This is a genomic window from Paenibacillus sp. FSL R7-0297, assembly GCF_038009025.1.
Classification (GTDB): domain Bacteria; phylum Bacillota; class Bacilli; order Paenibacillales; family Paenibacillaceae; genus Paenibacillus_AQ.
In genome coordinates this window covers 1582641-1606510 of record NZ_JBBPAQ010000001.1, presented here as the reverse complement: position 1 = coordinate 1606510, position 23870 = coordinate 1582641, and the positions used below count along the sequence as shown (strand labels likewise).

Annotated in this window: 25 protein-coding genes and 1 riboswitch; all 25 genes read right to left on the bottom strand. The window is 52.8% G+C overall.

What is annotated here, in order from left to right:
• Positions 1-39: 39 nt before the first annotated feature.
• Complete coding sequence (gene spoIID / locus MKZ24_RS07015; RefSeq protein ID WP_340781820.1) at positions 40-1197, bottom strand: stage II sporulation protein D; 1158 nt, start codon at positions 1195-1197, stop codon at positions 40-42.
• Between the two features lie 33 nt (positions 1198-1230).
• Positions 1231-1386, bottom strand: a complete 156-nt coding sequence (locus MKZ24_RS07010) for a group II intron maturase-specific domain-containing protein (protein WP_269322121.1) — start codon at positions 1384-1386, stop codon at positions 1231-1233.
• 426 nt (positions 1387-1812) lie between these two features.
• On the bottom strand, positions 1813-3195 hold the full coding sequence (gene murA / locus MKZ24_RS07005) for a UDP-N-acetylglucosamine 1-carboxyvinyltransferase (protein ID WP_340781818.1): 1383 nt from the start codon (positions 3193-3195) through the stop codon (positions 1813-1815).
• A gap of 198 nt (positions 3196-3393) precedes the next feature.
• Entirely contained in the window at positions 3394-3651 is a 258-nt protein-coding gene (locus MKZ24_RS07000; RefSeq protein ID WP_042240294.1) for a DUF1146 family protein, read from the bottom strand.
• Between the two features lie 194 nt (positions 3652-3845).
• Positions 3846-4262 carry a F0F1 ATP synthase subunit epsilon gene (locus MKZ24_RS06995; protein ID WP_039309326.1) on the bottom strand — a complete coding sequence of 139 codons (417 nt, stop codon included), beginning with the start codon at positions 4260-4262 and terminating at the stop codon, positions 3846-3848.
• Positions 4263-4319: 57 nt separating this feature from the next.
• On the bottom strand, positions 4320-5717 hold the full coding sequence (atpD, locus tag MKZ24_RS06990; RefSeq protein ID WP_042218112.1) for a F0F1 ATP synthase subunit beta: 1398 nt from the start codon (positions 5715-5717) through the stop codon (positions 4320-4322).
• A gap of 52 nt (positions 5718-5769) precedes the next feature.
• On the bottom strand, positions 5770-6639 hold the full coding sequence (gene atpG / locus MKZ24_RS06985; protein WP_340781817.1) for an ATP synthase F1 subunit gamma: 870 nt from the start codon (positions 6637-6639) through the stop codon (positions 5770-5772).
• A gap of 112 nt (positions 6640-6751) precedes the next feature.
• Positions 6752-8263: a F0F1 ATP synthase subunit alpha gene (atpA, locus tag MKZ24_RS06980; protein ID WP_039309314.1), complete on the bottom strand. Its 1512-nt coding sequence runs from the start codon at positions 8261-8263 to the stop codon at positions 6752-6754.
• 11 nt (positions 8264-8274) lie between these two features.
• Entirely contained in the window at positions 8275-8826 is a 552-nt protein-coding gene (locus MKZ24_RS06975) for a F0F1 ATP synthase subunit delta (protein WP_042140251.1), read from the bottom strand.
• Positions 8823-9311 carry a F0F1 ATP synthase subunit B gene (gene atpF, locus MKZ24_RS06970; RefSeq protein WP_039309309.1) on the bottom strand — a complete coding sequence of 163 codons (489 nt, stop codon included), beginning with the start codon at positions 9309-9311 and terminating at the stop codon, positions 8823-8825. Before atpF ends, MKZ24_RS06975 begins: the two co-directional genes overlap by 4 nt.
• Positions 9312-9408: 97 nt before the next feature.
• Complete coding sequence (gene atpE, locus MKZ24_RS06965) at positions 9409-9621, bottom strand: F0F1 ATP synthase subunit C (protein ID WP_036699216.1); 213 nt, start codon at positions 9619-9621, stop codon at positions 9409-9411.
• A gap of 107 nt (positions 9622-9728) precedes the next feature.
• Positions 9729-10496, bottom strand: a complete 768-nt coding sequence (gene atpB, locus MKZ24_RS06960; RefSeq protein ID WP_340781815.1) for a F0F1 ATP synthase subunit A — start codon at positions 10494-10496, stop codon at positions 9729-9731.
• Positions 10497-10526: 30 nt separating this feature from the next.
• A complete protein-coding gene (locus MKZ24_RS06955) occupies positions 10527-10904 on the bottom strand; it encodes an ATP synthase subunit I (protein WP_340781814.1) in 378 nt (125 codons plus the stop codon).
• Entirely contained in the window at positions 10897-11130 is a 234-nt protein-coding gene (locus tag MKZ24_RS06950) for an AtpZ/AtpI family protein (protein WP_340781813.1), read from the bottom strand. Before MKZ24_RS06950 ends, MKZ24_RS06955 begins: the two co-directional genes overlap by 8 nt.
• Positions 11131-11309: 179 nt before the next feature.
• A complete protein-coding gene (gene wecB, locus MKZ24_RS06945; RefSeq protein WP_039309304.1) occupies positions 11310-12470 on the bottom strand; it encodes a non-hydrolyzing UDP-N-acetylglucosamine 2-epimerase in 1161 nt (386 codons plus the stop codon).
• A 67-nt stretch (positions 12471-12537) separates the two neighbouring features.
• Positions 12538-13167, bottom strand: a complete 630-nt coding sequence (gene upp / locus MKZ24_RS06940; protein ID WP_020426095.1) for a uracil phosphoribosyltransferase — start codon at positions 13165-13167, stop codon at positions 12538-12540.
• Positions 13168-13610: 443 nt separating this feature from the next.
• A complete protein-coding gene (glyA, locus tag MKZ24_RS06935; RefSeq protein WP_340781809.1) occupies positions 13611-14858 on the bottom strand; it encodes a serine hydroxymethyltransferase in 1248 nt (415 codons plus the stop codon).
• Positions 14859-14927: 69 nt separating this feature from the next.
• Complete coding sequence (locus MKZ24_RS06930) at positions 14928-15581, bottom strand: TIGR01440 family protein (RefSeq protein ID WP_081956726.1); 654 nt, start codon at positions 15579-15581, stop codon at positions 14928-14930.
• 98 nt (positions 15582-15679) lie between these two features.
• Positions 15680-15763: riboswitch (ZMP/ZTP riboswitch) on the bottom strand.
• Between the two features lie 50 nt (positions 15764-15813).
• A complete protein-coding gene (locus tag MKZ24_RS06925; protein WP_042240300.1) occupies positions 15814-16401 on the bottom strand; it encodes a low molecular weight protein arginine phosphatase in 588 nt (195 codons plus the stop codon).
• Positions 16402-16500: 99 nt separating this feature from the next.
• A complete protein-coding gene (locus MKZ24_RS06920; protein WP_042240305.1) occupies positions 16501-17073 on the bottom strand; it encodes a manganese efflux pump MntP in 573 nt (190 codons plus the stop codon).
• A 429-nt stretch (positions 17074-17502) separates the two neighbouring features.
• Positions 17503-18657, bottom strand: a complete 1155-nt coding sequence (locus MKZ24_RS06915) for an L-threonylcarbamoyladenylate synthase (protein ID WP_340781808.1) — start codon at positions 18655-18657, stop codon at positions 17503-17505.
• A 303-nt stretch (positions 18658-18960) separates the two neighbouring features.
• Positions 18961-19740: a stage II sporulation protein R gene (spoIIR, locus tag MKZ24_RS06910; RefSeq protein ID WP_340781806.1), complete on the bottom strand. Its 780-nt coding sequence runs from the start codon at positions 19738-19740 to the stop codon at positions 18961-18963.
• Positions 19741-19816: 76 nt separating this feature from the next.
• Positions 19817-21016 carry an FtsW/RodA/SpoVE family cell cycle protein gene (locus MKZ24_RS06905; RefSeq protein ID WP_042240315.1) on the bottom strand — a complete coding sequence of 400 codons (1200 nt, stop codon included), beginning with the start codon at positions 21014-21016 and terminating at the stop codon, positions 19817-19819.
• Positions 21017-21469: 453 nt separating this feature from the next.
• Positions 21470-22654, bottom strand: a complete 1185-nt coding sequence (locus tag MKZ24_RS06900) for an FtsW/RodA/SpoVE family cell cycle protein (RefSeq protein ID WP_042240319.1) — start codon at positions 22652-22654, stop codon at positions 21470-21472.
• Between the two features lie 157 nt (positions 22655-22811).
• Complete coding sequence (locus tag MKZ24_RS06895; RefSeq protein ID WP_340781804.1) at positions 22812-23870, bottom strand: N5-glutamine methyltransferase family protein; 1059 nt, start codon at positions 23868-23870, stop codon at positions 22812-22814.

The window sequence follows — 23870 nt, the reverse complement described above, 5'->3', positions numbered from 1 at the left end:
GTGTTACCGGGCGCTTCGCTTTTATACGTATCTTGCAAGTTATTTTTTCAGGAGAGTTGAGATTCCCGTAAAAGAGACCCCGCTGTAATAGTGTTTGAGAATCTGCGTGGCTGTACTTCCCTGCTTCGCCATACCATTCGCCCCCCATTGGCTCATGCCGACGCCATGGCCGTTTCCATAGGTTGTGATCAGCACCTTCCCGTCTTTCCGCTTCCAGGTGAACTGGCTCGAACGAAGTCCCAGCTTCTCTCTTACCTCCCGGCCTGTGAACACAGTGCCTCCGATAGAGATCTTCTTGATCCGGTGTCCTGCAGTCAGCGAGATGACTTCTGCAGGCAGTCCGGCCGAAGATGAAGAGACTTGCAAGGTCTTGCCTGAGGCAGCCAGATTCGCCGCAGCGGGAAGTTCCTTGGCAGTAAGACCCAGCTTGCTGCGGAGCTCCGAATTGCTGAAAGTATAGGTGACCGCGAGGTTCGGGGTAATCTCCCGCTCCCAGGGGCTGGCTACACTGCGCAAATAGGGAACCTCAGCATTCCAGTAATCCTCGGAGTTCTCCGTATACCCTCCACTGGAGGCGAAAAAGGAGGCCGTGATCGGCTGCCCTTTATAGGTCATGATGATCCCGCGCGTCTCTAAGACCGCGCGGCGGAGCTTCGCCAGTCCGGCACGCTTGCTGCCGGACGCAAAGTCCCGTTCCAGCACGGCCTGCGAGATGTAAGCCTGATGGCTTACCGTATCGCTCACATCCGCCTCAGGAACGGGTACCCCGCTGTGGTCGCCGGCCAGCAGGCGGCGGGCAATGAATGTGCGGGCGGCAACGGCCTGGGCCTTGAGCGCTTCGAGCTCAAAGTCCGCAGGCATCTCCGCCGCCAGCACGCCGCTGACGTAGTCCTCCAGCGGCAGGGTCTCAATTTGTCCGCTCTGCGACAAATAGACGGAGACCTCCGGCAGCGGCGCTTCCGCAGCAGCCGTTCCCGGCGGTGCCGGCGCGGCCGTGGCCTGCGGCACGGCCGGAGGTGCTGGCTGTTGTCCCCCGCGCAGCAGGACAACAGCCAGCGGCAGCAGCAGCGCCGCCAGCAGCGGCGCTGCGAGCCAGGCGGCGGGGGCCAGCCGCCTGATCCGGGGCGCGCCGCGCCGCGCACGCGCTACGCTGCGCGGGCGCTTCAGGATGCGCCGCAGCAATCTTAACTCTTTCATCTCTATGGCTCCTTCCATAAGCACCGGTGATTCTTATAGATATGAATTTCCGGCACCTGCTAGAACGTCATTCTGAGAGAAAGAGAGTTTCCAGATGTACATTCGAAGTCGTCTTCGCAGCCATTCGCTCCAGCTTTGCAATATCCGTTTCATGTCGGCTACATAGTAGTAACCGATCCATCCGCGAATGTAGAAAAAAAAACTTTCCGTTACTATGGCCTCTGCTGACTTCTCACAGCAAGCTTTACTCCGTCTTTTGGATTTTTTTCCTACTGGGCGTCTGTGAGATCTCCCCGGGTAAGAGCGATAACTTTCCCCTCATCCATCTGCCACATTTACATCCTGGGATTTGGGCAGTATTGGACTTCGCTTTGTTGAGCAAGCTCGTCCGTCCCAGCATGCCTTCTATGTGATTCCTGTTCGTCAGACCGATGGTTTGCCTCCGGCTTCCTTCAGATTCCACCTCGCGGTGGACACCCTTGCCTTCAGCTAACAGTTCCTATTGCCAAGCCTGTAGCGGACTTTCACCGCCAAGTTATCGCCCATGCCGGGCGCACTCAAAAAAGGGACCAGCCGCTTATTCGCGGGCTGGTCCCTTCAGGTTAAAAATTGCTATTATACCCAGGACGGCTGAATCTGAAAGCACGGTTTAACCTCATCGCTCTTGAAGGATTCGCTTCTCGCCGGTTCCGGCTTCAGCACTTCTTCCTTCGCAGCTGCAGCAGGAGCCGCTGATTCTTCCATGGAAATACGCCATATGTCCGCACCAAGACCCGACAGCTTCTCGGCCAGATGCACATATCCACGGTCAATATGATGCGTTCCGCTAACTTCTGTAGTTCCTTCTGCCACTAGCCCTGCCAAAATCAGCGCAGCGCCTGCACGCAGATCCGTAGCACACACCTTGGCACCGACAAGACGGGCATTACCGGTAACGATGGCGGAACGGCCTTCAATCTTAATCTCAGCATTCATGTTATGGAATTCATCCACATGCATGAACCGGTTCTCAAAAACAGTCTCTGTAACTACAGAGGTACCTTCGGAACGCAGCAATAACGCCATCATCTGCGACTGCATATCGGTAGGGAACCCAGGGTATGGCAACGTCTTGAGATCCACAGCCTTCAGCGGCTTGTCGCTGATGACACGGACACCGTTCTCGTCTGGAATAACCGTAACGCCCATCTCTTCCATCTTGGCAATAACCGGGCCCAGATGATCAGCAATGGCGCCTTCCACATATACATCGCCGCCCGTAATCGCTGCAGCTGCCATATAGGTTCCAGCCTCGATACGGTCCGGAATGACATGATGTCTTACCCCATGCATACGTTCAACACCTTCGATCCGGATCACTCCGGTGCCTGCACCGCGCACAATACCACCCATGCCGTTCAGGTAATTCGCAAGATCAACAATCTCCGGCTCTTTCGCAGCATTCTCGATTACAGTAATGCCTTCGGCAAGTGCCGCAGCCATCATTATATTTTCGGTTGCACCTACGCTGGCCACATCCAGATAAATCTTGGCTCCGCGCAGCCTTCCGTTACTTTTCGCATCAATGTAGCCCTGGCCCAGACTGATCTCGGCACCCAGTGCTTCAAACCCCTTCAAATGCTGGTCAATCGGCCGAGTCCCGATGGCACAACCGCCAGGCAAGGAAATACGTGTATGCCCCATACGGGACAAGAGTGGACCCATTACCAGGAAAGAAGCCCGCATTTTGCGTACCCATTCATAAGGTGCTTCGCAGGAAGTAATATTTCTGGCATCAACCTCAATGATATCGTTCTGGTATGTAATACCTGCTCCCAGAGATTCCAGCACTTTGCTAATCGTGATTACATCGTCTAGCGGAGGTGCGTCCACAATGACGCTAACTCCTTCTTCTGCCAATAGAGAGGCGGCTATGATCGGTAGTACGGAATTTTTTGCGCCGCTAACTTTCACGCTCCCGGTCAATCTGTTGCCACCGCGGACGATAAATTTGCTCATTTTGGTTTCCCTCCGCGTCCATTATTTCTGAAATTAATTTGAGTTTGAAATTCGTCAGTTAAAATATTGAATATTCCGTCACTGCGCCTAATGTGCAGACGCATTCCTTAAACTTCAGTGTTGACATAATAAAACCTTATTATTCGACACTTTTTTCACTGCATTGGCCTACGACAGATATAACCAAACCAACCGTCATTAAAACATCCGGGCGATAAGTCCGCTCCAGCCCAGATAATCCAGCAGAAATCCGGCCACGAAATGGCCGAGGACAATGGCCAGCAGCAAATGCAGCAACCTGCCCTGAGGACTCTTGGGATATCTTATGACCAGATCGAGCTTTAGGTTCTGAAGTGCCCACCAGGATAATACGACACAGACTAGAGAAACTACCATCGAAATTAAACTGCTACTGCCGATCGCACTTGACAATTCAGCGGATAAGCTTGTGTTCATCATTAGCCCCCCGTGTAAGGTTACTCGGAAATCGACTCTTATATCATACTTGCGCAGGGGAAAAGAATCCAGTACTTTTACGAATTTTTAAACAATTGGCGTATTATCTGCCTAAGTGTTTACGATATGTTCATACTCTGCTAGATTCAGTTAAGCAAAAAAGCAGTCAAGCCCAGGGCTTGACCGCTTCTCTGCTACTGTTGTCCTTTTCCGGTCGAAACTTTGATCCGCGTTACAGCGCGCTGCAAGGCCAGCTCAGCACGGCGGTGATCAATTTCATCTTGCTTGCTTTGCAGCTTAAGACGGCGCTCAGCCCGTTCCTTAGCCGCTTCAGCGCGCTCCACATCAATATCTTTGGGCAGCTCGGCACTTTCAGCCAGCACCGTTACCTTATCTTTGTGCACTTCAACGAAACCGCCATGAACGGCGATAGATACCGTTACGCCGTCTGCTTTGACGCTAAGCGGAGCAACCTGAAGCGGAGTTACCAGCGGAATATGTCCCGGCAAAATACCCAGTGCACCATTCACGCCACGTACCGTCAAGCTATTCACTTGCTTGGAGTAGACCAGATGCTCCGGAGTGACAATTTCGAGCAAAAAGGTATTCACTTCCATTCCTCCTCAAAGCTTTACAGAATAAAGCTCACTACCCGGCCATGCCGAGGATTACAACGTTTTGGCTTTTTCCACTGCTTCTTCAATCGTACCTACGAACAGGAACGCTACTTCCGGAAGATCATCGTGCTTGCCTTCCAGAATTTCCTTGAAGCTGCGTACCGTTTCTTTGATCGGCACGTATTTGCCTTTGAAGCCTGTGAACTGTTCTGCTACATGGAAAGGCTGGGACAGGAAGCGCTCAACCTTACGGGCGCGGGACACAATGACCTTATCCTCTTCACTCAGCTCATCCATACCCAGGATTGCAATGATATCCTGAAGCTCAGTATAACGCTGCAGCAGCTGCTTAACGCCTTGTGCCACGTTATAATGCTCTTCTCCGACGATTTCAGGTGCCAGCATACGCGAGCTTGAAGCCAGAGGGTCAACCGCAGGGAAAATCCCTTTTTCGGAGATTTTACGCTCCAGGTTGGTAGTCGCATCCAAGTGGGCAAACGCAGTAGCCGGTGCAGGGTCTGTATAGTCATCCGCAGGCACGTAGATCGCCTGGATTGAAGTAACAGAACCTTTCTTAGTGGACGTAATACGTTCCTGCAGCTGACCCATTTCTGTAGCCAGTGTAGGCTGGTAACCTACCGCAGAAGGCATACGGCCAAGAAGGGCCGATACTTCGGAACCCGCTTGGGTGAAGCGGAATATGTTATCGATAAAGAGCAGCGTATCGCGGCCTTCCACATCACGGAAATATTCCGCCATGGTCAGACCGGTCAGAGCTACGCGGAGACGCGCGCCCGGCGGCTCATTCATTTGTCCGAATACCATCGCCGTTTTCTTGATAACGCCGGAATCCGTCATTTCATGATACAGGTCATTACCTTCACGGGTACGCTCACCAACACCTGCGAATACGGAGATACCGCCGTGTTCCTGTGCGATGTTGTTGATCAGTTCCTGGATGGTTACAGTTTTACCTACGCCGGCACCGCCGAACAGGCCGATCTTACCGCCCTTGGCGTAAGGAGCCAGCAAATCGATAACCTTAATGCCGGTTTCCAGAACTTCCGCCTGAGTGGACAATTCATCGAATGTAGGGGCCAGACGGTGAATCGGGTTTCTTGCAGCCACCACTTCAGCGCCGTTATCGATTGGATTACCAAGTACATTAAATACGCGGCCGAGTGTTGCTTCACCAACAGGAACCGAGATCGGTCCTCCCTGGTCAATGGCATCAATACCGCGTACCAGTCCATCTGTGGAAGACATGGCGATACAACGCACCAGGTTATCTCCAAGATGATTGGAAACTTCAAGAGTCAGATCCATGTTACGGCCATCGCTCAGCGTCGCAACAATTTTGATAGCGTTGAATATCTCGGGCAGCTGGCCGCGTTCAAATTCAATATCGACAACCGGACCCATAATGCTCACAACGCGTCCTTTGTTCATCTTCATTTCCCTCCTCGAAAGCTGTTACATATGGACCTTAAGCCCACTCATATTAAGACTGCGCGTTCGCACCAGCCACGATCTCGGTAATTTCCTGCGTAATGGCCGCCTGACGGGCACGGTTGTACGTAAGTCTTAGTTCTCCGATCATTTTTGACGCATTCTTTGTTGCACTGCCCATCGCTGTCATCTTGGCTCCCAGCTCACTGGCCTTGCCGTTCAGAAGAGCACCGTAGATTAAAGTTTCGGCGTATTTAGGAAGCAGAACTTCCAGCACGCCTTCAGGAGAAGGTTCATATTCATAGGCAGCTGTTGCTCCGTGATGCTCGCCCTTTCCTACACCATCCATAGGCAGAAGTCTGTCTACAGTCGGAACCTGGCTGATCGCATTGATAAACTGGTTGTAGCAAATGTACAGCTCATCGTAGACGCCTGTCTCAAACTGGTTTACCGCCGAATAAGCAATCGACTTGATGTCGGCAAACTTCGGGGTATCGGACAGCTCGGTAATTTCCTCTACAATGGGGTACTCACGGCGGCGCAAAAAGTCACGGCCCTTGCGGCCGATAACAAACAGCGCATACTCATCCTTGGACTTATGCCGCTCTGCGATCAGCATCGTTACTTTACGCAGAATGTTGGCATTGTAGCCACCCGCAAGACCTCTATCCGAGGTGATGATCAAATACCCTGTTTTTTTGACAGGACGGCTGACCAGCATCGGGTGCTGAATATCCTGCGTACCGGCAGCAATACTCGAGACCACCTCTTTAAGCTTCTCTGAGTAAGGGCGCGCAGCTTCCGCTTTCTCCTGCGCTTTGCGCAGCTTGGAGGCAGCGACCATCTCCATCGCTTTGGTGATCTGTCTGGTGTTCTGAACGCTTTTAATTTGACGTTTAATATCGCGCATGCTTCTTGCCATGATTTCACCACCTCTGTGCTTTGGCGTAGCCAAAGCTAACATCGTAAGCATAAGCTGAGCTTTGACGTAGTCAAAGCTCACTTCGTAAGCATAACTGAGCAAACTCTATATATTAGCTTGTAGCAAAGCCTCTTTTGAATTTCTCGATCGTTTCTTTGAGCGCTGCCTCGTTGTCTGCTGTCAGATCCTTGGTATCCGTAATGGATTGCAGGATTTCAGTTGCACTGCTGTCGATAAACGCCAGGAATTCCTTCTCGAAACGCTTCACGTCTTTGACAGGAATATCATCCAGGTGTCCTTTGACAGCGGTGTACAGACTGAGCACTTGGTGCTCAACATTAAGCGGCTGGTTTACGCCTTGTTTCAGAATCTCCATCATACGTGCACCGCGGTTCAAACGGGCTTGCGTAGATTTATCCAGATCGGAACCGAACTGGGAGAAGGCCTGAAGCTCACGGTATTGAGCCAAATCCAGACGCAGGGAACCGGCAACCTTCTTCATGGCTTTGATCTGCGCGGAACCCCCTACACGGGATACGGAGATACCAACGTTGATCGCCGGACGCTGACCCGAGTTGAACAGATCGGATTCCAGGAAGATTTGACCATCGGTAATCGAGATTACGTTCGTAGGAATGTAAGCCGATACGTCAGAAGCCTGTGTTTCGATGAAAGGAAGGGCGGTTAATGAACCTCCACCAAGCGCATCGCTGAGCTTAGCCGCACGTTCCAGCAGACGGGAGTGCAAGTAGAATACGTCACCCGGGAAAGCTTCACGGCCCGGTGGACGGCGGAGCAAGAGGGACAATTCGCGGTAAGCCGAAGCCTGCTTCGAAAGGTCATCATAAATAACAAGCACATGCTCGCCTTTGTACATGAAGTATTCGCCCATTGCGCAGCCTGCGTATGGAGCAATATAGAGCAGCGGAGAAGGCTCGGAAGCCGACGCGGTTACAACGATAGTATATTCCAGCGCGCCGTGACGGCGGAGGGTTTCTACTACCTGTGCTACTGTAGATTGTTTTTGACCAATCGCAACATAGATACACTTCATGCCGTTGCCTTTTTGGTTGATGATCGCATCAATAGCGATTGCAGTCTTACCGGTTTGACGGTCACCAATGATCAGTTCGCGTTGTCCGCGGCCGATTGGTACCATGGCATCGATCGCTTTCAGACCTGTCTGCATCGGTTCATGAACCGACTTACGGTCGATAACGCCCGGTGCATTATGTTCTACAGGACGGAATTCAGTCGTTGCAATTGGACCTTTGCCGTCAAGCGGCTGACCCAGTGCATTAACTACACGGCCCAGCATGGCTTCACCAACCGGAACCTGCATAATTTGTCCTGTACGTTTGACTTGATCGCCTTCACGAATGGCTGTGTATTCACCCAGGATAACAACACCGACGTTGCTTTCTTCCAGGTTAAGCGCCATGCCTACTACACCGTTGGAGAACTCCAGCAGTTCCCCTGCCATTGCGTTTTCCAGACCGTAGACACGGGCGATACCGTCTCCGACTTGAATGACGGTGCCAATTTCGGCCACTTCGATATCGGCTTTATATTGCTCAATTTGATTTTTGATCAAAGTGCTGATCTCTTCAGGTCTGATGCCCAATATCCTCACCCCTATCTTCTTTGCTTATCATTAAAGGATTTCTCAAGACGCTCCAGCTTGCCGGATAGACTGCCGTCATACAGCGTATCGCCGATGATGACCTTCAGTCCGCCTAGCAGGCTCTTATCCACCACATTGGTAACACGAATCTTGCGGTTTGTAAGCTGGCTGAACTCTGCCGCTACACTATCCTGTTCCTCTTGATTCAGAGAATAGGCGGAGTATACAGTAGCATCGCCAATGCCAAGGGCGTCCCCTTCTATCTTGACGTACGTGGCCAGCAGTTCTGCGAAAATATCGGTTCTGCCCCGCTCTACCAGCAGTTCTACCATGTTCATTACCGCTTCCGAGACTTTACCTTTAAGCGCCCCGCGCAGCACATTCAGCTTGTCGGATTGCGAGATGCGCGGTGCCAGAATAAACTGTTTCACCTCTGCATCATAATGAAGCACTTCGACTACTAACCTAAGCTGGGCTTCCACTTCAAGTGTAATGCCTTCATCCACTGCTGCACTGTACAAGGCTTTGGCATAGCGTTTGGCAACTACCGTATCGCGGCTCATGGTCGGCCTCCTACCTCTTTGAGGTATTGATCAACGAGTTGTTCCTGTTCGCCGTCAGCCTTAACTTCTTTTTCAAGCAGCTTGGATGCAATGCGGACCGATGCTGTACCCAGCTCGCTGCGCAAAGCTTCCACAGCCTTGTTCTTCTCGCTCTCAATATCACGGACCGCTTCGTCCTTAAGGCGGGTAGCTTCAGCTTTAGCCTGATCCAGAAGCTTGTCAACCTGATTGTTGCTTGTAACCTGGGACTGCTGAATGATAGCCTGCGCCTCTTGGCGTGCCTGCTGCAGAGCCTGTTTCTGTTCTTCTACGTAAGCGACCGCCTGTTCTCTGGTCTTGGCTGCTTCATCCATTTGCTGCAGCACCATTTCGCGGCGCTTCTCCATAATTCCGAACAGCTTGCTGAATGCAAACTTGCTGAGCAGGAAATACAGGATCCCAAAGGCGATAATGGAAAACAATATATTTGTCCAAACGATAGTCACTGAGGTCACTCCTTTCCGTTACCGCGGCATGCGGACATATACAAAAGTAAGGCGCGGATGGCACTTGCCCTCCCCGCCAAACCGTAAAAACGGTTTATTAAGTAAACATGATCAGGAATGCGATAACTGTAGCGGCCAAAGGAATAACTTCCACGATACCTACACCGATAAACATTGTTGTCTGCAGTGCGTTACGTGCTTCCGGTTGACGAGCGATGGACTCAACTGTTTTGCTGACGATCATACCGTTACCAAGACCTGCACCGAGTGCGCCTAAACCAACCGCGATTGCTGCTGCCAAAAATTCCATTTGTAAATATCCTCCTTTAATTTCGGTTCTTTTTGTAATGACTTAATGATATAAAAATCTCCCGCGAAGAGTATTCCGGCGGCTGCCGCTATCCTCACGGCAGTTCATTAATGTGCTTCTTCCTCGTGGATCGTCATCTGTGCGATGTACACCATCGTCAGAATCGTAAAGATAAACGCCTGAAGCGCACCAACAAAGATACTGAAGCCCTGCCAGACAGCCAGGAACGGGATACTGAATATGCCCAGCTTCAGAATTACGGTGATCAGAACCTCGCCGGCAAAAATATTAGCAAATAGACGAATGGCAAGCGCCACCGGCTTCGCCAGGTTCTCAATGATGTTAAGCGGCAAGAAGATCGGGAACGGCTCAATATAGTGTTTGAAATAATGTTTGCCATTCAGCTTGATACCCAAATAGTTCATTAGCACAAACACGACAATTGCCAGCCCGGCGGTTACATTGATATCTGCAGTCGGCGATTTATACCACAGAATCTCTACATGCTCGCCATGCGCCAGATTTTTGGTCGCTTCGATAACATGTCCAAAAATGTGAACCGGCTCATGGGCTTCTGTAATGAAGGAAAACGGCAGACCAAGGAGATTGGAGACGAAGATAAACAGTATCAGCGTCAATCCCAGTGATATGTAAGGCTTCCCTTTCTTCAAATCCATGGCGCTGCTGATCAGTCCCTGTACAAATTCAACGACCCACTCCATGAAATTCTGGAGTCGTGACGGATTATCAACAGACAGGTTGCGGACGGACAGCATAACCAGAGCGAACACGATTACTGAACTGATTACCAGCATCAGCACAGCGGACAGGTCAATCGGTATTCCGCCAACATAGATTAAAGGCATTTCGTGCATAGTATCATCCCCCTTTCTCTTTAATAATGGCTACAGCTTATTCTTGATTCCTAAATATATCCCCACGGGAATAGATAGAAGCTGGGGGATGAACAGGCCGGCAATCGTTGCCTCCAGCGAGAAATGCTCGATCTTGACCGAAAACATAGTGACCAGAATAGCGAAGCTGATTCTTGTAGCGAAACCAAGGCTGAAAGAATTTTTCTGTTTATCCGCAACCGCCTGTGTCACCCTTCTTACTTTGAGGGCAAGATAACGAAAGTTAACGAGTCCTGCCAGCAAGCCCAGCGACATTCCCAGAGTAACTGCACGGGTCTCATGATGAAGAGCCCATCCCATTAACAAACCTGCCATAATGATTACTGTCACCCTGGTAACGGTATTGATTACGGGAGTCATATTATCCATTTTGCTCCCCCAGAAATTTTTTGATTAGCAAAGCAACATTCACAACCCCGAGAACCATCCCGGAAATTGTTCCGATAGCCAGCCAAAGCTTAGGTCCGTCCATCAGTCTCTGCAGCCACCTTGCCACAAAAAAACCTATAACAATGTAAGCGGCAAGCAAGCTGCCTGCACCCCCGAGAACCAATGCAATACGTCCAAGTCCCGCCTCGTTCTTTTGTTCCTTCATAGGCTACAATCCCAACTAATTTTACTGAATATCAAGACTCTTTGTCAATTCACAGAAAATTGCCCAAAATCGCATGAAAATATGAAAATAATCACAGCAAAACACACCAAAACCATATAAACCGTACAGTTTAACTGTATGCTGCTTTTATTTACTTTAGTATATTAGTTGTCGTGCCATCATTTATTATTTGTGAACATTCTGTGAAACTCTTCCGGACGTTCTTTAACAGCTCCGAAATGGTGCAAAATCGCATTGACAATTCTCTCGGAGGCTTTGCCGTCTCCATACGGGTTGGCGGCCCGGCTCATGGACTGATACAGATTCTGATCGGTCAATAGAGCATGTGTCCGTTGATACACCTTCTCCTCGTCCGTCCCCACAAGCTCCAATGTTCCGGCCTCGATCCCTTCCGGGCGCTCGGTTGTATCACGCAGCACAAGCACAGGAACTCCAAAGGAGGGAGCTTCCTCCTGCAGGCCGCCGGAATCGGTCAATATCAGGTGGGTATGCGGATAAAAATTATGCAGGTCAACGACATCCAGCGGATCAATCAGCTTAATTCTAGGGTGTCCGCCGAGGATCTCATGCGCCGGTTCCTTCACTGCAGGACTCGGGTGCACAGGATACACAATGGCTACATCTTCAAATTCATCAGCGATTCTTTTGACAGCACGGAAAATATGACGGTGCGGTTCGCCTTGGGATTCTCTGCGGTGCGCCGTCATCAAAATAAGTCTTTTTCCTGAAGCAAAATCCAGTACAGGATGCCGGTAGTCCGGCTGTACGGTATATTGAAACACATCAGTTACAGTGTTGCCTGTGATATAAATACTTGATTCTTTTTTGTTCTCGTGTCTCAGGTTGCCGGCTGACCAATCGGTCGGGGCAAAGTGCAGATCGGCAAGCACGCCGGTCAGCTGACGGTTCATTTCCTCCGGATAAGGCGAAAGCTTGTTCCATGTCCGAAGACCTGCTTCCACATGCCCAACCTGAATTTGCTGCAGGAAGGACGCGTAGCTGGCCAGGAAAGTGGTCAGTGTATCCCCGTGTACAAGCACCAGGTCAGGTTTGACCTCGCGAAGCACCGGCTCTAGTCCTTCAAGCACCCGGATAGTAATCTCATTAAGGGTCTGCCGGTCCTTCATTACGTCCAGATCATAATCCGGTGTAATTTTGAATACCTCCAGTACCTGATCAAGCAGTTCACGGTGCTGGGCAGTTACACAGACAATGGATTCAATCTGCTCAGGGTGCCTGTTCAGTTCCAGAACCAGAGGCGCCATCTTGATCGCCTCGGGGCGCACTCCGAAAATCGTCATTACTTTAATTTTGGACATAACCCCTACCCTCTCTTCTGAAGACTACAGAAATTGTGTTTGTTCTATTAATACCTCAAGGGTATTATTACTTGGTTCCATACAGTCTGTCACCGGCATCTCCGAGGCCTGGGACAATATAACCATGCTCATTCAGATGATCATCAAGTGCGGCTACATAGATGTCCACATCCGGATGTGCAGCCTGCACCGCAGCGACGCCTTCAGGGGCAGCAATCAGGTTCATCATCTTGATCTGGGTGCATCCACGGTTCTTAAGCGAGGTAATGGCCGCAATGGCGGAGCCGCCTGTAGCCAGCATCGGATCAATTACGATCAGCTCACGTTCCTGCACATCTGTAGGAAGCTTAATGTAATATTCAACCGGCTGAAGCGTTTCCGGATCACGGAAAAGCCCGACATGTCCTACTTTAGCCGCCGGAAGCAGCTTCAAGACACCCTCCAGCATGCCAAGACCGGCGCGCAGAATCGGAATCAGTCCCAGCATTCTTCCCGAGATCACTTTGCTCTGCGTTTCAGCCACCGGTGTCTGCACCGTAATGGTCTCAAGCGGAATATCACGGGTAATCTCATAAGCCATAAGTGTTGCTACTTCATCGACATGCTCTCTGAATTCTTTCGTGTTGGTCCGCACATCGCGAATAAATGTTAATTTGTGCTGAATCAATGGATGATCGCAAATCACCAATTTTCCCATTTTGTCCCTCCGGTAATTGTAAGTCTTATTTATAGCCAGAGTAAGCGCTTTGCTTCCCGCATGGCTAAATCTTGTCTATTATATCATCACCAAGGCCGCTTTTCACCTACAGAAGGGGAAAAGCGCCTGCAAAGGCAGTCTTCCCAAATTTCACAGCTGCAGGGAAAGTTTAGGAAATCCCCCAAACCTCTGGATATAAAACAAAACTTAGTTTGTGCCATTAGGCACTTTTAATACTATTCACATTTCTTTCACTACTTTTATTGAAAATTCCATGAACTTTCATGATTATTACATGATAATTCATACCATTTTCTTACTATAATTTGTGAACATTATGCAACAGAAACCGGCCATACAACATTTGAAATCGCACCTATCAAAAAAACCTTTGCGGCATCCGGTGGTACCGGACCCGCAAAGGCAGAATAAGCAGCATAATATTAGTACTGCAGACCAGGATAGATCGGATACTTTTCAGTAAGCTCGGCCACCTCACGTGCAGCCTGGGTCAAATTAGCGTCATCTTTCGGATTCTTCAGCACATTGGCGATAATCCGGCCGATCGCTACCATAGCCGGCTCGTCCATGCCGCGTGAAGTAACAGCAGGTGTACCGATCCGGATACCGCTTGTTACAAACGGACTGGTAGGATCGAACGGAATCGCATTCTTGTTGACTGTAATTCCGATCGAATCAAGCACCTTCTCCGCATCCTTGCCGGTAATGCTCAGATTACGGGTATCCAGCAGCATCAGGTGGTTATCCGTACCGCCGGAAACAATATTAACGCCTTCGCCGATCAGCGTATCCGCCAGAACCTTGGCATTCTTCACTACATTCTCGGCATAGGTCTTGAACGATGGCTGCAGCGCTTCACCGAAGGAAACGGCTTTGGACGCAATCACATGCATGAGCGGTCCGCCTTGGGAACCCGGGAAGACCGCTTTATCAATAGCAGCAGCCCATGGCTGTCTGCACAGAATCATCCCTCCGCGCGGGCCACGCAAGGTTTTGTGCGTAGTTGTAGTGACGAAGTGGGCATGAGGAACCGGGCTCGGGTGAACACCGGCTGCAACCAATCCAGCAATATGGGCCATATCGACCATGAATAGAGCACCTACGTCATTCGCAATAGAACCGAGTGCAGCAAAATCGATGGTCCGCGGATACGCGCTTGCTCCGGCAACAATCATTTTGGGACGGTGTTTGAAGGCTGCTTTACGCACTTCATCATAATCAATCAGGAAAGTATCCTCCTGTACGCCATAAGCTACAAAGTTATACAGGATACCGGAAGCATTAACCGGACTACCGTGGGTCAAATGGCCGCCATGCGCCAGATTCATGCCCAGTACGGTATCGCCAGGATTAAGCGCGGCAAGGTAAACGGCCATATTGGCCTGTGCACCGGAATGCGGCTGCACATTGACATGCTCGGCACCAAACAGCTGCTTGGCACGGTCACGGGCCAGGTTCTCCACGATATCCACATCTTCACAGCCGCCATAATAACGTTTGCCGGGATAACCTTCGGCGTATTTGTTCGTAAGCACGGAGCCCATCGCTTCCATTACGGCTTCACTTACAATATTCTCTGAAGCTATGAGTTCAATGTTTGCACGCTGACGGCTTAGTTCTAAGCCCATTGCTTCCAGTACTGCCGGGTCACTCTTACGTAGTTGTTCCATGTTTCTTATTTCCTCCCTGTTATTCTAATTTATGTGGTGTTAAGACAAAACCAGTGATATACGCTGCTCTCAGTCACAATTCGCGGAGCCGCTTGTCTCCGGCGTACGGTACACTGCCCGTTCGCCGCCGATCAGCGGCGGTCTGCTCCATGCTGCGTTCACCCGGGCTGCCCCGATATAGCGCAGGCTTGGCCGGAAAGGTACGGCTACGCGGCGGAGGTGCATGCCAATTAGTGTCTCCCCGATATCAATGCCGGCGTGGGCCTCAATCGTCTCGGCCAGTACCGGATCTGTCATAGAGCGGTAAGCGGCGGCAGCCATGGACCCTCCGGCCCCCGGAACCGGCACAGCCGAAACCTCCTTAAGCCCCAGCGATTCCAGCAAAGAACGTTCCATCACCAGCGAACGGTTCAGATGCTCGCAGCATTGGTACACGGGATGAAAACCAAATTCAGCAGCAGCCTGCGTAATTCCCTGCAGCAGCAGCTGTGCAACCTCAAGCGCACCCCCGGTGCCGATCCGCACACCCGCCACTTCACTGGTGCTTGCTCCAACCACCAGGATTTTACCGGGACCAAGCTTCCCCGCTTCCGCCAGTTCGCGGACTACCGCCGCAGCTGCGGCGTCCAAGGTCAGCTCTGCGCTGCCCGCTTGTTGCCCGGCTGCTGAAGGCGCACCGGACGCGCGCTCTTCCCATAGACCCTGCTTCCGGACTTCGTCCATCTTACCGCCCCCTTCAAGCATTGATAACGCCTCAAATTCCACTACAGATACGACATTTAAACAAAAAAGAGCAGTCCGCAGATTTAGCTGCGGATGTGCTCTTTTGCCCAGGCGACCGGCCGTTTATTCCAGGTGCTCCATCGTGGTTTGATCCACACTTGTCGCCAGTTACACCGGAACCGGATAATATTTATTTCATCTTAAGGGATAGGCGGCGAAAAATCAACCACCTTCACAACCGCCGTAAGGATTCCAGCTTATCCAGTAAACTGTACAACGCAGTCCGGATCTCAGCAGCCGTCAGCTCATAATCTTCACGGGAGCCGCCGAACGGATCACTGATATCGAAGCTTGGAATCCGTTGCCGGATCTCAATAATCCGCTGCAAATCAGCGGCGCTCGGCTCTCCGCCCAGCGAAATACTGAGTTCGGCATCTGCATATAGGCTATCCAATTCACGGATATCGGCGTTCACAGACTCTTGCGTATGCACATATTCCTTAAGCGTATACGTCTTGTTAACGGCGTCAGGGAAATATTGCAGCAAATGCCGCTTATGCCCTCCGGTCAGGGTAAGCACCAGATCAGCCCAGGCGACAGCCTCTCCAGTCAGTTGCGAGGATACTATACGATCGTTAATGCCTTCATCCTGCAGGATTCCGGCAGCATGTCTGGATATGGAAGTACCTGAAATGGCGGAAACTCCGGCAGACCGCACCTCCACATCGATCCCCCGCTCCCCCGCAAGCTTCCGCAGAAGACCTTCAGCCATGGGGCTGCGGCAGGTATTTCCTGTGCAGACGAATAAAATATGCAGCATACTTTCCACCTCCGGTAAGAATATAATTTCGGATTAATCCACAACTTCCGATGAACTGAACCATGGAATGTTCTATTTATTTGTATTGCCGTTATTGTATCAGAAGATGAACAGCAAGCCAAACGCCAGAAGTATGGCGCCGCCCAGTGCTTCACCGTAATCACCGAGCCCGCGGCTTACTCTCCTGCCCAGCAGTAGTCCGGTAATAGACATCATGCCGCCGCAGACACCGAAGGCCAGCACTGTAATAACTATGCTATTCACAAACATTCCCAGTGAAACCCCAACCGAAAAGGAATCTACACTTACACTGAGCGAGATTAGCAGCATACCCCATACCGTCCGGTGATCTACCGCCCGGCTCCCGCCGTCACCCTTGCGGAATGAATTCAGAATCATATGTCCGCCCAGCAGTACAAGCAGCCCCCCGGCGGCATAGGCGGTCACCTGACCCAGCAGATGGCCGACATAGCTGCCTGTGAACAAGCCGAGCAGAGGCATCAGCACATGGAAAAAAGCAATGAGCAGGCTGAGCTGCAGCACATGCAGCAGACGGATCCCCTTCATCCCGATCCCTACACCGAGCGAGAACGCATCCATTCCAAGCGCAACTGCCATAACGGCAACCGTTACGAGTTGGCCCCAGCCCTCATAAATTCCGCCTATGCCCATGAAATATACCCCCAAAGTCCGTAAGTTCTTGTACAACAACGATATGCGGACAAGATGGTATTCATGACTATGAGGCGGCGGATAGCAGGGTTCAGGGGCGGTAACGAGGCTGATAATTTTAGATTAAAGATATCAGGTCACACCAGATTCTATTGGCACGCGTAATGAAGGATATTATACAACACACTCTAAGTTTGTAACGGACACAGCAGCGCTTATTTCTTGTAAAACCAAATTTTATGCGGGCTAACGGACACCAGCGCACTTATTATGAGGACATCCACTTAAAAAAACCTCCTGGAGATACCATAAGCGCAGTATGGTCCGTAAGGATCAAGGGGAATGACGAACCTAAACCAAAGCACAACGTAAAGCACAGGGTGCACACGAGGGAACAGTCCATTGACGCTCTACCAGATATCATAGAGATTAACCGGCGTCGATCACCGATTCACCGGCGGCTTTCATCAGCCGGTTCATAATGGCAGCGCCGAGGCCCGTGACCGGGCAGGCCTCGGCCAGAATGTAGGTCGCTCCCGCTTCATCGAAGCGCCGCAAGGCGGCATACAGGGAGCGGGCCGCTTCCTCCGGCGAGCCGAGCGAGCCGAGAGAAACGACGCAGGCGGCCGTGAGGGCGGGATACAGGGCCCTATGCTCCTCGAAGAGGAGCAGGCCCGTGATCTCGCCCTCCCGCTGCGCCGCCTGCAGCAGGCCTGCGGCGGTCTCCGCCACGCGCTGCGGGGAGGAGCCGCGTACGATGCCAAGCGCGCCGCGCGGGGCATAGTGCGTGTACTTCATGCCCGGCGCGCGCGGCGCCGGGCTGCTGTCCTCGGCGGCTTGCGCAGCAGCGCCGCCCGTCCCGCCGCCGCTCACCTGCGGCGGCAGAGCCGGGGACTGGCCGCCGGGATGTCCGGCGGCAGCGTCCGCCAGGGCCGGGGCTGGGGCCACAGCCCCGGCACCCGCCACCGCCGCGAGCTGCTCGGCGGTGATGCCCCCGGGACGGAGCACCGCCACCGTCCCGTCCGGCTGCACCTGCACCACGGTCGACTCCAGGCCGACCCCGGCCGCGCCGCCGTCCAGAACCCCGCCGATATATCCGGCGAGGTCTTCCATCACATGGGCGGCCAGCGTAGGACTCGGCCGCCCGGAGCGGTTGGCGCTGGGCGCGGCAACCGGGCATTCCGCGGCGCGCAGCAGGGCCAGCGCCACCGGATGACCCGGCATGCGCACGCCGACCGTATCCAGCCCGGCCGTAACCAGCGGCGAGAGGACGCCGGGGCGGACCGGCAGCACCAGCGTCAAGGGGCCAGGCCAGAAGGCATCCATCAGCGCCGAGGCGACCGGATGCACTTCTATGACCAGGCCCTCCAGCTCTTCCCGCCGGGCTATATGCACGATCAGCGGGTTGTCGGAGGGGCGGCCTTTGGCCGCGAATACCGCTTCTACAGCGGAGGTATTCCGGGCATCCGCCCCCAATCCGTAGACCGTTTCGGTCGGAAAAGCAACGGTGCCCCCGCTCCGCAGCATAGCTGCCGCAGCAGCGATTGCCTCCCTGTCACTCTCTGCTGATGGAACAGAAGGCATGTCCTGCCCCGCAGCAGGTCCGGGTCCGGTACTCCCGGACGTCAAACTCCAATAAAGGGTTGCATCTATATTGCCGCTCCGGCGCTGAACCGCAAACGAAGAATCCTTAGGCTCTGTCATTTCATCACAAGCTTTCCTGTTTAATCACTTCACACTTCAATACTGCATCGTCCGGAAAAAGCCAAAAACGGCTCCACCAGGTGGAGCCGCAGCCACTTCCGCTCAAGTTCTGCATTTATCGTACCATATCCGGCAGGAAAACTGTAGATTCCGTAAACCGCCATTCCGCAAATCCCCGGAAGCTTAGCCGAACAATCCGCAGATCCAGCTCCACAAATTCTGCAGCAGCTCCCATACGAAGAACTTTACCTTCGGCGCTTCTGCATCAGCGTCCGCAACGCCGTCCCCGCTGGCAGAAGCCGTAATACCGGAAGCAGTCTGATCAACCCCGCCATCCGCCGTTTTCACCTTGGCTCCGTCTCCGGAAGCTTTAGCGGAGACCGCCGAAGCCTTCTTGTCTGCAGCGGGTTCCGCAGCTGCCGCATCACCGGAGCCGGCATCAATGAAGCAGAGCGGCGGAAACAGCACACACCACCAGTTCTGACCTTTGCCTGCGCCAAGCGTGACCCGCAGCGCTTCATATTCCCCGGCAGGATAGACCCGGCCGCCATACATTTTCGTCGGAAAAGGTACGGTGCCCAGTTCGACTGTATAGCTATAATCAATCCCCCGCTGCGCAAGTTCTCCGCCCACCAGGTCATTCAGCTCCGGGAGATGACTCTGAATCAGCGCACGCGCCTGCTCCAGACTCTGGGGATCCTCCAGTCCGGCCACCCACTGGTTAATCTGCTCGACCACCTGGTCGCGGATCTGGCGCTTAACCAGCTGATCTCCCGTACCATCCGAATTCGCCAGAATACGCAGACGGATCGACTCCTGCGGAATAGATACCTCCGCTACGGCAGCATCGCTTTTTTGCCCTTCCCAGGCCATCATCAATATCATAAAAAAACAAATTAAAATGGCAGTATACTTGAATGTAATCCGCAGGGAATCCCTTTTATCCAGCTGATCGTTATTCATCTTGCGCAGCCCCTCTCCCTCTGAAACTCTTATGTTCCCAGTATGTCCGGGAATGAGAGACTGCAAACCTAGTAATCTATGATTTTAAGAATAAAGTAGTCTCATCCTTCAGCTTGGGCAGCGGAAGCGGCAAATCATCCTCCACATCCTGCCCGTAGAGCCGCACACTCATGGCAATCCCCATACAGGCCATGTTAATCAGAATCGAGGTCCCCCCATAGCTGATAAACGGAAGCGTAATCCCCGTCAGCGGCATCAGCCCGGTCATTGCCCCGATATTCTCCAGAATCTGATACAGCAGCATAGCTACGATCCCGACAATCAGGAGAGGGCCGCCGCGGTCTCTGCATTCCAGAGCAATCACAATTAATCTGTGGATCAGGATAAAAAAGAGCATCAGCAGCACCGCTGCTCCCAGGAAGCCGAATTCTTCGCCGATCTGCACAAAAATCGATTCAGAATACAGATAAGGCACCCGGTCGCTTTGCACAGTGCCCCCCTGGAGATAACCTTCACCGCTGAGGCCGCCCGACGCAATAGCCGTCTTGGCATTCTTGGTCTGATAGCTCGCATCGCTGCTCGCCAGATCCGGTACCAGCCAGGGGTCAAAGCGCCTGACGAAGTGATCCCGGCCCAGCGTCTGCTCTATGAAGCTTACCGTCTGCTCATGATAGTGGATATAGCACAGAATGAAGCCCAGCACCGATCCCGCCAGAATAATCATCCCGATCAGAGCATGTGAGAATTTAATATTTCCGATCCACAAAAGCCCCAGCAGAATCACGATATAGCTGAGCGCATTGCCCAGATCATTCTGGATGATGACAAGCGCAAACGGCACCAGGGCGATTAGGCTAAGCGGCACCACGTCACGCCAGAAGCGCAGCGGATTTCTTTTTTTGCGGACAAGTACAGTGGTCAGAAAAAGAATCAGGATCAGCTTAAACAGCTCCGCCGGCTGAATGCTTAATTCACCGATGCCGATCCAGCCCTGGGCGCCATTTTTCACTTTGCCGATAAAGCTGACCAGCAGCAGAATACCGATCCCAAGGATGTAAATATAGAGTCCATACCGGACCAGAAGGCGGTAATCAAACAGGGTAAGCAGAAAAAAAGCAATAAAACCCAGCACATAATACTGAATCATCCGTATGTGTGTGCCATCCAGCTCAACTCTCCCGTGAGTCACGCTGTATATCGAGAAAATACTGACACACATCAGCAAGAGTAAAATCAATACAATGGAGCCATCAATCCGTCTGATTCTCTGTAACATCGGAATACTCCTTAACCTACGCGGATTATGGACCGGCCTGCTGCAGCATCCCCAGGGAACCGAATCCACTAATTTCCATTGTAAGACAAGTGGGGGCGTAAATACAATTTATGCGATCCTTGCCAGCCGGGAATAGCGTCAGCTTTAAACTAATAAGGTGAAAGTTATACTGGTGAATCGCTTGCTGAGAGGCTTGCAGTAATCCAATCTCCGCAATTACGGGATATGTGGTAGCTTAATTGCACTTTGTACAGCTGTACATTATACAACTATCACTGAATTTCCCCTTGGACCTGAACATGTCCATCGCTGCATGGTTAAGTCAACTCATTTCTTAAGTTCCGATGCTGACGTACTAGCGTACAGACACACAAAATGCCGGAACCCTTCCTTTTCGAAGAGCTCCGGCATGCGGATTACCTCTGATTGAATCAGAGATATTACAGTATACAGTTAGCCTTGCTTGGCCGGAGAAGAATAGATTGTAGGACTCGGCAAATCTTCCTCTACCTCTTGACCATGCAGGCGTACGCTCATTACCAGACCGATACTGGCCATGTTGATCAGCAGGGAGGTCCCCCCGAAGCTGATGAACGGCAGCGTGATCCCGGTTAGCGGCATCAGGCCGATGAAGGCACCGATATTCTCAAAAATCTGATAGAGCATCATCGCGACAATGCCGACAATCAGGAACGGCCCTCCCTTGTCCTTGCACTCCAATGCAATCAGAATCATCCGGTGAATCAGGATAAAGTAGAGCAGCAGCACCAACGCCGATCCGACAAAGCCAAATTCCTCGGCAATCTGTACAAAAATCGAATCAGAGTACGTATACGGCACGCGATCGGTCTGCACCGAGCTGCCCTCCATATAGCCTTCGCCGCTCATACCGCCGGAGGCTATGGCCATCTTGGCGTTTTTGGTATGATAGCTTGCCTTGGCCGTCGCTTCTTCCGGCACCAGCCACGGATCAAAGCGCTCTACCCAGTGGGAACGGCCGATATCTGTCAGGAAATCCTTAATTTCATCGTGGTAATGAATATAGCTCATGATCCCGGCAGCGGCGCTTCCGCCAATAATTAACAGCCCGATCAGCGCGTGGGTGAACTTGATATTGCCGATCCAGAGGAGGCCTACCAGAATTACGATATAGGAGAGCGCATTCCCGAGGTCATTTTGGCTAAGCACGATCAAAAACGGCAGCAGGCTCATTAGACCGAGCGGCACGACATCGCGCCAGAACAGCATCTTATTCTTATTCTTGCGGACCAGTACCGCAGCCAGGAACAGGATCAGAATCAGCTTAAACAGCTCGGCAGGCTGGAGACTGAAGCCTCCGAATTTAATCCAGCCCTGTGCGCCATTCTGTTCTGTACCGATAAAGCTGACCAGCACCAGAATCCCAATGCCTGTAACGTAAACATATAACGCATATTTAACAAGCAGACGATAATCCACGAAGGTCAGCCCTATGAAGGCGATAAAGCCCAGGATATAATATTTGATCATTTTGATATGCGATCCGTCCAGCTTGTCGCGCCCGTGGGTAACGCTGTATATGGAGAAAATGCTGACTACCATCAGCAGCACAAGAATGACCAGGATGACGCCATCTATCTTCTTAATCTTCTGAAGCATATTCTGTCTCCTTACTCAGTACTGGTTCCTCTTGTCACCTGGCCGCAGCCGTATACAGAGGTCCCGTCATTTCTATTGTAAAGGAAGGGGCAGCATAAATACAATTTCACCGTTTGGAGGCTCCTGCCGAATGGAAGCCGCATCCAGGATGGGGAGGCTAGCGGGCGATCCCCAGCACATGCCGGGCAATTCCGGCGAGATCCTCGATTGTGATGATCTCGTTCCAGTGACCGGCCGCCCGCAGCAGCTCAGCCACCTGCCCGGCCTGTCCCTGGCCGAGCTCGAAGCCGACCAGGCGCGGCGGAGCCGGGAGCAGCGGCAGCTGCTCCATCATGCGGCGGTAGGGATCAAGCCCGTCCCCGCCGCCGTCCAGTGCCGTGCGCGGCTCATGGTCGCGCACCTCTCGCTGCAGCCCGGCGATGTCGCCGCCGGGAATGTACGGCGGGTTGGAGACGAGAATATCCGTCTCCATCCCCGCGAACGGCTCGAGCAGATCGCCGAGCCGCAGGTCAACGGACGTGCCGAGCCGCTGCGCATTGCGCCCGGCCACGGCCAGCGCGCCGGGCGAGATGTCGCCGGCGCAGACCTGCCACGCCGGCGCTTCCGCCGCCAGCGTGACGGAGATCGCTCCGCTGCCGGCGCCGATGTCGACGGCGGTCAGCGGACGCACGGCGCGTGGGCGCGCCGCCTCACTGCCCGCGGCTCTCTTCCCCGCCGGCCTGTCAGCTTCTTGCGCAGCAGCTTCGCCACGCGCAGGCCCCGCCGCCTGACCGCCCGCGGCTCTCTCCCCCGCGGACCCGCCAGCTTCTTGCCCGGCTTCGCCCCGCACCGTCACCGTCCCATCCGGCCACAGCTCCGCGCCGTAGCGCAGAATCGCCTCGACGAGCAGCTCCGTTTCCGGGCGCGGAATCAGCACATCGGGCGTAACCTCGAAGGCGCGGCCGTAGAATTCCTGCTCGCCTATGATGTACTGCACCGGTTCACCCGCCGCCCGGCGGGTGACCAGCGTTTCCCACTGCGCCTTGACCGCTGGCGGGAATGGATCAGCCAGCGCCATATAATATGCCGCTCCGGACAAGCCCAGCACATGCTCCAGCAGCAGCTGGCTGCTGCGCTGCGGCTCATTGCATCCGTGCCCGGCCAAAAAAGAAGAAGCCTCCGCAAAGGCTTCCCGGATGCTTTGCAATTCCGACATGACGTAAGAGTCGTGTTTCAA

Bases quoted from the DNA above. Each gene is read 5' to 3' on its own strand.
- atpE (WP_036699216.1), bottom strand. From the start codon at position 9,621: ATGGAATTTTTGGCAGCAGCAATCGCGGTTGGTTTAGGCGCACTCGGT.
- MKZ24_RS06955 (WP_340781814.1), bottom strand. From the start codon at position 10,904: ATGGATAATATGACTCCCGTAATCAATACCGTTACCAGGGTGACAGTA.
- wecB (WP_039309304.1), bottom strand. From the start codon at position 12,470: ATGTCCAAAATTAAAGTAATGACGATTTTCGGAGTGCGCCCCGAGGCG.
- MKZ24_RS06920 (WP_042240305.1), bottom strand. From the start codon at position 17,073: ATGGGCATAGGCGGAATTTATGAGGGCTGGGGCCAACTCGTAACGGTT.
- glyA (WP_340781809.1), bottom strand. From the start codon at position 14,858: ATGGAACAACTACGTAAGAGTGACCCGGCAGTACTGGAAGCAATGGGC.
- spoIIR (WP_340781806.1), bottom strand. From the start codon at position 19,740: ATGAATAACGATCAGCTGGATAAAAGGGATTCCCTGCGGATTACATTC.
- atpG (WP_340781817.1), bottom strand. From the start codon at position 6,639: ATGGCAAGAAGCATGCGCGATATTAAACGTCAAATTAAAAGCGTTCAG.
- MKZ24_RS06900 (WP_042240319.1), bottom strand. From the start codon at position 22,654: ATGCTTCAGAAGATTAAGAAGATAGATGGCGTCATCCTGGTCATTCTT.
- upp (WP_020426095.1), bottom strand. From the start codon at position 13,167: ATGGGAAAATTGGTGATTTGCGATCATCCATTGATTCAGCACAAATTA.
- atpB (WP_340781815.1), bottom strand. From the start codon at position 10,496: ATGCACGAAATGCCTTTAATCTATGTTGGCGGAATACCGATTGACCTG.
- MKZ24_RS07000 (WP_042240294.1), bottom strand. From the start codon at position 3,651: ATGAACACAAGCTTATCCGCTGAATTGTCAAGTGCGATCGGCAGTAGC.
- murA (WP_340781818.1), bottom strand. From the start codon at position 3,195: ATGAGCAAATTTATCGTCCGCGGTGGCAACAGATTGACCGGGAGCGTG.
- MKZ24_RS06975 (WP_042140251.1), bottom strand. From the start codon at position 8,826: ATGAGCCGCGATACGGTAGTTGCCAAACGCTATGCCAAAGCCTTGTAC.
- MKZ24_RS06930 (WP_081956726.1), bottom strand. From the start codon at position 15,581: ATGGACGAAGTCCGGAAGCAGGGTCTATGGGAAGAGCGCGCGTCCGGT.
- MKZ24_RS06915 (WP_340781808.1), bottom strand. From the start codon at position 18,657: ATGCCTTCTGTTCCATCAGCAGAGAGTGACAGGGAGGCAATCGCTGCT.
- MKZ24_RS06925 (WP_042240300.1), bottom strand. From the start codon at position 16,401: ATGCTGCATATTTTATTCGTCTGCACAGGAAATACCTGCCGCAGCCCC.
- MKZ24_RS06905 (WP_042240315.1), bottom strand. From the start codon at position 21,016: ATGTTACAGAGAATCAGACGGATTGATGGCTCCATTGTATTGATTTTA.
- MKZ24_RS06950 (WP_340781813.1), bottom strand. From the start codon at position 11,130: ATGAAGGAACAAAAGAACGAGGCGGGACTTGGACGTATTGCATTGGTT.
- spoIID (WP_340781820.1), bottom strand. From the start codon at position 1,197: ATGAAAGAGTTAAGATTGCTGCGGCGCATCCTGAAGCGCCCGCGCAGC.
- atpD (WP_042218112.1), bottom strand. From the start codon at position 5,717: ATGAACAAAGGACGCGTTGTGAGCATTATGGGTCCGGTTGTCGATATT.